Here is a 7,643-nt window from a genome sequence, read left to right as displayed (position 1 = left end):
CCGACCAAGGAGGCGGCGAGCCTGACCAGGCAGCTCACCAACGGCGTGCTGGTCACCTACGGAGGCGACCTGCACGGCGCCTACCCGGCCGGCGGTCCCTGCATCACCCGTGTCGTCGAGGACTACATGGTGAACGGCAAGGTCCCCGCCAAGGGAACCTCCTGCCCCGCCACCTGATGGCAATACCCTGACACGTTTCGTACCGGCTCCCCTTTACGGTACGACGCGGCACCGACAACGGCCCATGGGTCAGGGGTTCCGCACACCCTGGAGAGATCGCGCCCGCCGCAAAGCCGCTCGCTCTCTCTGCTGCGGTACAGGCAGGGCGGTGATCAGAGAAAGGCCGGAACGTGTCCGAGCGAGTCACCTGGACCATGCGCCACTTCTCTCAGGCCAACCCAGAGGGAGGTCAGCAAGAAGATGTGCCGCGCTTCTCCGTAGAGTCGCCGACAGCATCGAGAACCTCGGAGACGTCGAGGTACACGACGTGATCATGCACACCGAGTTCCCCGGCGCGTTCGTGCAGCCCGGGAGTCCAGGCGCCCTGCCCACAGACAAGGACGCCGCCCGGCCGAAGGCACTCCAGTGCCCTGAGCCCGGCCTCGCCGCCGAACATCTGAATGACGATGTCCACATCGCGCACAGTGGCCGGCACGTCCACAGTGGTGTAGTCGATCACCTCGTCGGCGCCCAGCTCGCGTAAGAAGGCGTGTTTGGCCACGCTGGCGGTGCCGATCACGTGAGCCCCGTACGCCTTGGCGATCTGGACCGCCAGGTGCCCTACGCCGCCTCACGCGGAAGGTCGCCGCGTACCACGGTGATCAGTTCCGCAAGCCGGGCCGGCAGCAGGGCGGCGAACACTCCTCACTCCACCCCGAGCCCGCTTCCGCGACCGCCTCCGGGGTCGCCCGCGAGGCCGACCCGGCCTCGTGATGGTGTGGGCGACGGCGGGTAGTCGTCGACGGTCATGGAGTTGTAGAGGCGTGCGCTCGTGGTGGTGAGGCGGAGGAGGGCGCGGCCGGGCCCCGCGGGCAGTGCGGAGATCAGTCGGGCGCCCTGGGCCAGTCCCTGCACGCCGAGGCGTGAGGTGGGGATCAGGGTCTTCGCCGCGCTGAGCGCGGCCGCGCGGCCGCCACTCACGTGCTCCGCCATCGCGCGCTCGTAGGCGGGAAAGGCGCGCTCGTGGTCACCGCCCGCCCGCGCCAACTCCCCGGCGAGGACGTACGCGCCGACGACGGCCAGGCTGGTGCTGCCGCCGACGGCCGGGCCGGGGCAGTAGCCCGCGTCGCCGACGAGCGTCACCCTCCCCCGCGACCAGGTGTCCATGCGGAGCTGGGTGATCGAGTCGAAGTAGAACGCCGGGGTGCGGTCGAGCTCGTCCAGCCAGCGGTTCACGTCGGGGTGCATGCCGTCGAACGCACCGCGCAGCAGTTCCTTCTGCCGGGGCACGTCGTGGTGGTGGTAGTCGAGCTCGCGCTCGCTCCGGAACAGGAACAACGCCCGCGCGTCGCCGAGGTGCCGCGCGCCGTACATGCCGGCAGTGCGGCCGACGCCGACGTGGATGAGGAGCTCCCCGTCGAGCCCGGAGACGTTCGGCAGGGTCAGCACCCCGAGATAGGCCCCGATGAAGGCGCTGTAGCGGGACTCGTCGCCGAAGACCAGGCGGCGGACGTTGGAGTGCAGCCCGTCCGCGCCGACGACGAGGTCGAAGTGGCGCGGCGCGGCGTTCTCGAGGCGTCGTAGTAGATCTCACTCAGGTCGTCGCGCATGATCTCGACGTGCCGGTTGGAGGCGGCGCTGAAGATCTTGGAGAGGTCCACCCGGACGGGACGCCGTGCGCCCTCCCGGTGGACGGTCATCCGGTTGGTGCCGGTGGCCCGCTCCTCGACGCGCGGGAGCACGCCCATCTTCTCCGAGATGTTCATCGCGGGCCGGAACAGGTCGACCGCGTGGCCGCCGGTCTTGCGCAGAGTCGGCGCGCGCTCGACGACCGTGACAAAGAAGCCGTGCCTGGTGAGCCAGTACGCCAGCACCGGACCGGCGACGCTGGCGCCGGAGACGAGAATCCGCATGGCACCCCTCCTTGTCATTCAGTCCACCCGTACGGCGTGGATCGCGGTGAAGGCCAGCAGGGGGGTGGCGGTCCGCGGCGGATCCTCGAGTAAGGGCGAGTGCCCGAGACCGGGCAGCAACTCGACCTTCGCACCCGGAACAGCGCGGTAGTCGGAGGCGGATGAGGATCGCCATCTGCGGTCGTCCTCGCCGAAGATCACCAGTAGCGGCTTGCCCAGGACCGTCAGCCGATCCGGGAGCGCCTGCTGCTCCATGTAGTGGCGGGTGGCCTGCATCGTCGCGGTGAGCGTGTGGTAGGTCATGGCGCGCGCCTCGTCCAGGAGCTCTTGTGGGATCTGGTAGCCCGCGCGGCTGAAGCCGGTGCTCGCGAACTGGCGAAGCTGCTCGTCGGTCGGCGGCCACTGCGACGGTTCGAATGCGGCGGACTCCGATGCGATGAAGGCGTCCAGGCTGGGGCCGGTGTTGATGAAGGCGAGCGCGGTCACCAGGTCGTGGCGCTGTTCGGCGAGGGCGGTGGCGACCGCGCCGCCGCTGGAATGGCCGACGACCATGGCGTGCTCGACGCCGAGCCGGTCCAGGGCCGCGCCGACCCTGCGTGCCTGGTCCGGGAGCGCGTAGCTGCGGTCGGCCGGTTTGGCCGACCGGCCGTGCCCGAGCAGGTCGATCCGGATGACGCGGTGAGATCCGGTCAGCAGCGGAACCATCGGGTCCCACGATCGGGTCGAGGATGCGGACCCGTGGATGAGCAGGAGTGCGGGGGCGTCGCGGGGGCCGTCCTGGCACACGTAGATGTCGCCGTCGTCCGTGGGCAGGGTCGAACTCTCGGTGGCCTCGGCGCCGCCGTTCGCGTGCGGTCCGCCGTCAGAAACAGTCATGAGCCCACTGTCGCCGCCGGTACGCCCCGGCGGATTGGACAAATGTTCCCCTCCGTCGGCTCGCTAGCATGGGACGGTGCGGACGTTCGTGCACGATGCGGCTGTGTGGGGCGTCGCGTGCCCGCGGCGGCCCAGCCGGGTGGCCGGTGTCACGATGGCCGGGTTCCGTGTCCGTGACTTGGACGCGCTCCGAATGGTCCCGCACCCGGCCGTGACGCTGCTTGTGGAGTTCGGCGCCGGTTCGCCCGTCGTGGACGATGCCGCCGGGCGGCAGCAGCGGGGAAGTGTCGTGGCCGGGCCCGGGGTCGGGTCCGGAGGCGCGGTCTGGGCGCGGGGTGAGAACGTCGAGTGCGTGCAGGTGCGCCTGTCCCCGGTGATCGCACGCGCGGTTCTTGGCGTCTCCCCCGCCGACTTCGACGGCGCCGTGGTGGCCCTCGAGGACCTGTGGGGCCGGGAGGCGTCCCGGATCCGTGAGCGACTAAGCGATGTCTCGTCGTGGCAGGATCGCTTCGGGTTGATGGACGCGCTGCTCGCCCGCCGGCATGAGGCGGGGCCGCCGGTGGACCCGGAGCTGGCCTGGGCCTGGCACCGGATCGTCGGCAGCCGTGGCCTGACCCGGGTCGAGGGACTCGCGGCCGAGGTCGGGTGGAGCCGTAAGCGGCTGTGGTCCCGGTTCCGGTCGCAGCTCGGCCTGCCGCCCAAGCGCGCCGTGAAGCTGGTCCGCTTCGACCATGCCGCCCACCGCCTGGTCGCGGGTGAAGGCGCGGCCCGAGTCGCGGCCGACGCCGGCTACGCCGACCAGTCCCACCTGCATCGGGACGTCATGGCGTTCACCGGGGCAACCCCCGTGACCGTGGCCGGCGAGCCGTTTCTCGCCGTTGACGACATCGCATGGCCCAGCCGCGGAACACCCGCCAAGCCTCACGTCTCCGTGGATCTCCGGCTCGGTCGCCGACCGGAGGTGAGACGGCTACCGCTGTGAACGTCGCCGCGGTCACCTGCTCTGGGCGGGTCCGGCGCCGGTCGGGTCACCGTGCGTCGCCAATTGCGTCGCCAGACGCCGGAGGCGGCGCGGGCCGAGTCTTGGCCCAGTCCGGCGCTGTGAGCCCAGCCGGCATCAGAGATGCGTCGCGACGTCGAACAGCAGCGCCCGAAGCCATTCGATGAAGTACTGATCAGCCAGTCGGGGGTTCCAGACCATGTCGATCCCGAGCCCGGGAAGCGGGAACGGGAACTCCTCGATCCGCAGGTCGGCAAGTGTCCGCATGGCGGCGGCGACTCGGTAGCGAAGGAGAGCGACGCCGCCCGCGCGTGCGACCAGGAAAGGTACCAGCAGAAAGTCGGAGATCAACTGGCCGACACGGTAGGGGATCCCCTTCTCCTCCAGCACCGAATAGGGGAAGACCCGCCGATCAGTGTCGACGACGATGTGCGGCTGTGTGGTCAGCAGGTCGAGCGCGTTCGCGTCCGGTGGCGTGTCCGGTGAGGCCACCACCACACAGCGGTCGTTGTAGAGGCGCTCGCGCGGATACGGCGAGAAGTGCCCCTCGGAGAGCAGCACGACATCGACGCCCTTGTCCGTGAAGGTGGCCTCAGTCGGCACCGTGATCGTACGTAGACGCAACGTGGCGCGAGGAGCACGCTCGGCAATGAGCCGCGTCAGTTGAGGGCCGACGACGAACGCCGTGCTGTTCGTCATGGCGATCGTGATGACGCGCTGATCCGTGGCAGGGTCGAAGCAGGGGAAGTTCACGATGCGTGCCGTCTGTTGCAGCGCACTGCGCAGCGGCCCGATCAACTCCTGTGCCCGCGGGGTCAGGGTGACGCCTGCCCCCTGCCGGATGACGAGGTCGTCACCCAGCAGCCGCCGCATTCTCGTGAGGGCGTGGCTCATCGCCGGCTGTGACAGACCGACGCGTTCCGCCGCCCTGGTCACCGAACGCTCTTCCAGGAGCGCGAGGAGGGGCACCAACAAGTTGAGGTTGACCGATGCCAGCCGGTCCAACCCCGAACCCGTGGCGCCCTCTCCGTCGTGTCCCATCGAGAAGAACTTTATGCGGCTGCCTGACTCATACGACGCAGCCGGGGAATCGGCACCCGGTAGTTGAGCGCCGCGGCCACACCGGTCCCATTGCCGTGTGACCAGCGCATCAACGCCGCCCCGCCACCTGGCTCTCCGTCGACGTACGTCGGTTCCCCCTCTACCGGTAGATAGCCCACCGCCTTGAGGCTCAGCCCGAACTGCTCGGTCCAGAAGTACGGCTGGAACTGGAGCGGCGGCGCGTCGTCGCCGCGGACAAGTGCCCTGGCGGCGGCCTTCGCCTGCTCGATCGCACTGCTCCAGAGGGGGATGCGGCGCAGGCCGTACGGAGTGGGGAAAGCCGCGAGGTCACCGACGGCCGCGACGTCGGGCCGGACCAGCCCACGCGAGTCGACCGGGATGGCGCCCTTCGCCGCAAGTCCCGTGTCCGCGAGCCATTCCGTGTTGGGTGCGTCGCCGACGGCGGTCATGATCAGCTCCGCCTCGAGGACCGCGCCCTCGTCGAGGACGACCCGAGCACTCCCCTCACGGCCTTCGAGCCGTGCCGACCCGGTCTCGACGATGGTGAGCCCCTGGTCAAGCGCGGCCTTGACGAAGACGTCAGCGAGGTACGGACCGAGCTGGACGATCAGTGGCACGCCCTGGGAGACGAGGGTGACCTGGCAGCCGGCGGCCAGGCACCCCGAGGCGATCTCCATTCCGAGCGGGCCTCCGCCCACCACGATGACCGATGGCCTGGCCGCCAGCCGGCCGCGCAGGGACAGCGCGTCATCGAGTCCGCGCAGGGTGAGTTCCTCGGAAAGGTCGGACAACCGTCGCGCTCGCGAGCCGGTGGCCAGGACGACGCGATCGTACGGCAGCGCCGTGCCGTCGCCGAGGGTGACGAGCCGACGATCGAGGTCGAGTGCGGTCGCCCGTACGCCCAGAAGTTCGGTCGCCCCATGGCTGGTCGGCGGAAGCTCGTGCGACGACATGTCGACGCCGTCGAGCAGGAGCGCCTTCGACAGGGCCGGGCGGCTGTACGCCGAGTGCGGCTCGTCGCCGACGATGGTCAGCTCGCCGTCGAAGCCGGCCTCGCGGAGCGTGTCGGCCGCGGTCAGCCCGGCGATCCCGTTGCCGACGACAACGATGCGCTCCAGCGTGCCCCCGCTCATGCGATCCTCAGCGCCGCGACCGGACACACGCGCACAGCTGCGTTCGCCAGGGCGGCGTCGGCTTCATCGACCTCCTCGCGGTCCAGCACGAGCTCGCCGTCGTCATCGAGGTGCATGAGCTGCGGGGCGGCCTCCTCGCACAGGCCGTGGCCTTCACAGCGGGGGCGGTCAAGAACGATCTTCATGCGGGGATCACCTCCAGGATGGGGAGCTCCTCAATGCTCCGGGTGATGTTGCTGGGAACACGGACCTCGAGCCCGACGACGAGGCGCTTGACGCGCCGGGAAAGCGCTTCGATCACAGCGTGAGCCTCCAAGCGCGCGAGTCCCTGGCCCGCACAGCCGTGAGGGCCGTAGCCGAACGACAGATGGTCGACCGGATTGCGCTCGACGAGGAAGGCGTCCGGGTTCTCGTAGTGCCGGGGGTCGCGGTTGCCGGCGCCGAGCAGGACCGCGATCTGTGCGCCTGCCGGGATGACGGTCCCGTCGATGTCGACGTCCTTGGTGGCGCGCCGGCCCCAGGCGTTGACGGGAGGCCAGAAGCGCAGCACCTCGTTGAACGCCCCCGGTACCAGTGACGGGTTCTCGCGGATCAGGTCGAGCTGATCGGGGTGCGAGGCGAAGAGGGCGACGATGTTGCCGATCGCCGCCACGGTGGTGTCGACGCCGGCACCGAGGTACTGGTGGATGATGTGGCCAGCCGTGTCCGGCGGAATGGCGCCACGCGCCTCGGCGTCGAAGATGCCGCGACCCACGGACCCTTCGGCCAGGTCGGAGGCTTTGACCTGGGAGCACCATTCGTAGAGCTCACCGGCGATCGGGAAGCTCTCGGCCGTGCGCTGGTTCATCGGACCGATGACCTGCATGGCGGCCTGTCCCCAGCGCAGCATGTTGTCGCGCACGTGGCCCGTAAAGCCGATCAGGTCCGCGACGACCTCCAGCGGAAAGGCCCGAGCGAGGGCGGAGATGGCCTCGAAGGAGCCCTTCTCGACGAGCTCGGCGACGAGAACGTCCGCCTTTGCCTCGATCCGGCCCTTGAGACCGCGCAGCGCACGCGGTGAAAGGTTCTCGGTGAGCGTGGCGCGCAGCTGGGTGTGCACCGGCGGATCGGATGCGAGCGAGGTGCCGGTGAGCGCCTCGTTGGCCATCGGATTGAACGCGATCGAGGTCGAGGAGAACGACTCCCAGTCCGGGAGTGCGTCACGGATGACGGCGTACCGCGTCAGCGCGTAGACATCGTTCTTCCGGAGGTGGACGACGGGACCCTGCTCCCGCAGTTCGGCGTAGACGGGATACGGGTCGAGTACGACCTCGTCTGCGAAGAGGTCGACGTCGGAGGTGGGCGGGGTGGTCATGCCCTCAGTGAAGTGGCTGGGCCTCACATCGAGCAAGTGAATGATTTACATGCTATTACATGCATGACATTCATGTGCCACACGGACTGGAAGACCCTCCGACGCCCATGTCGTCACTCGGCACCGGCCTGACGGGTGGCCGGTTC

Annotated in this window: 10 protein-coding genes; 2 read left to right on the top strand and 8 right to left on the bottom strand. The window is 69.5% G+C overall.

Translation table 11 applies throughout. The features are described from left to right. Positions 1–177, top strand: a 177-nt coding sequence (locus AB0I59_RS35705) for an alpha/beta hydrolase (RefSeq protein ID WP_358140081.1), incomplete at its 5' end; no start/stop codon positions are given. A gap of 232 nt (positions 178–409) precedes the next feature. On the opposite strand, the gene AB0I59_RS35700 is transcribed toward AB0I59_RS35705, so the two are convergent. From AB0I59_RS35700 to AB0I59_RS35685, 4 genes are all read right to left on the bottom strand, one after another. Then, positions 410–739: a zinc-binding dehydrogenase gene (locus AB0I59_RS35700; protein WP_435831159.1), complete on the bottom strand. Its 330-nt coding sequence runs from the start codon at positions 737–739 to the stop codon at positions 410–412. Between the two features lie 125 nt (positions 740–864). Next, positions 865–1,608, bottom strand: a complete 744-nt coding sequence (locus AB0I59_RS35695; protein ID WP_358140072.1) for a Rossmann-fold NAD(P)-binding domain-containing protein — start codon at positions 1,606–1,608, stop codon at positions 865–867. Further along, positions 1,602–2,072: an FAD-dependent monooxygenase gene (locus AB0I59_RS35690; protein WP_358140069.1), complete on the bottom strand. Its 471-nt coding sequence runs from the start codon at positions 2,070–2,072 to the stop codon at positions 1,602–1,604. The genes AB0I59_RS35695 and AB0I59_RS35690 overlap by 7 nt, the downstream gene beginning before the upstream one ends. Before the next feature lie 18 nt (positions 2,073–2,090). Continuing rightward, positions 2,091–2,948 (bottom strand): alpha/beta fold hydrolase, encoded by an 858-nt coding sequence (locus tag AB0I59_RS35685; RefSeq protein WP_358140066.1) that lies wholly within the window; start codon positions 2,946–2,948, stop codon positions 2,091–2,093. A 76-nt stretch (positions 2,949–3,024) separates the two neighbouring features. On the opposite strand from AB0I59_RS35685, the gene AB0I59_RS35680 reads away from it, so the two are divergent. Beyond that, positions 3,025–3,930, top strand: a complete 906-nt coding sequence (locus AB0I59_RS35680; RefSeq protein WP_358140063.1) for an AraC family transcriptional regulator — start codon at positions 3,025–3,027, stop codon at positions 3,928–3,930. A 135-nt stretch (positions 3,931–4,065) separates the two neighbouring features. Here AB0I59_RS35680 and AB0I59_RS35675 read toward each other — a convergent pair whose 3' ends face one another. Genes AB0I59_RS35675 through AB0I59_RS35660 form a run of 4 tightly spaced genes read right to left on the bottom strand, consistent with a single transcriptional unit; the run spans position 4,066 to position 7,497 of the window. After that, positions 4,066–4,989 (bottom strand): LysR family transcriptional regulator, encoded by a 924-nt coding sequence (locus tag AB0I59_RS35675; protein WP_358140060.1) that lies wholly within the window; start codon positions 4,987–4,989, stop codon positions 4,066–4,068. 11 nt (positions 4,990–5,000) lie between these two features. After that, positions 5,001–6,143: an NAD(P)/FAD-dependent oxidoreductase gene (locus AB0I59_RS35670; RefSeq protein WP_061261666.1), complete on the bottom strand. Its 1,143-nt coding sequence runs from the start codon at positions 6,141–6,143 to the stop codon at positions 5,001–5,003. Continuing rightward, on the bottom strand, positions 6,140–6,328 hold the full coding sequence (locus AB0I59_RS35665) for a ferredoxin (protein WP_061261667.1): 189 nt from the start codon (positions 6,326–6,328) through the stop codon (positions 6,140–6,142). The genes AB0I59_RS35670 and AB0I59_RS35665 overlap by 4 nt, the downstream gene beginning before the upstream one ends. Then, positions 6,325–7,497, bottom strand: coding sequence for a cytochrome P450 (locus tag AB0I59_RS35660; RefSeq protein ID WP_061261668.1), 1,173 nt, complete (start codon positions 7,495–7,497; stop codon positions 6,325–6,327). Before AB0I59_RS35660 ends, AB0I59_RS35665 begins: the two co-directional genes overlap by 4 nt. Positions 7,498–7,643: the final 146 nt, after the last annotated feature.

The organism is Microtetraspora glauca, assembly GCF_040656155.1.
Taxonomy (GTDB): domain Bacteria; phylum Actinomycetota; class Actinomycetes; order Streptosporangiales; family Streptosporangiaceae; genus Microtetraspora; species Microtetraspora glauca.
Note: the sequence above shows the minus strand (reverse complement) of the source record. Positions and strands in the feature narration are given on the sequence as shown.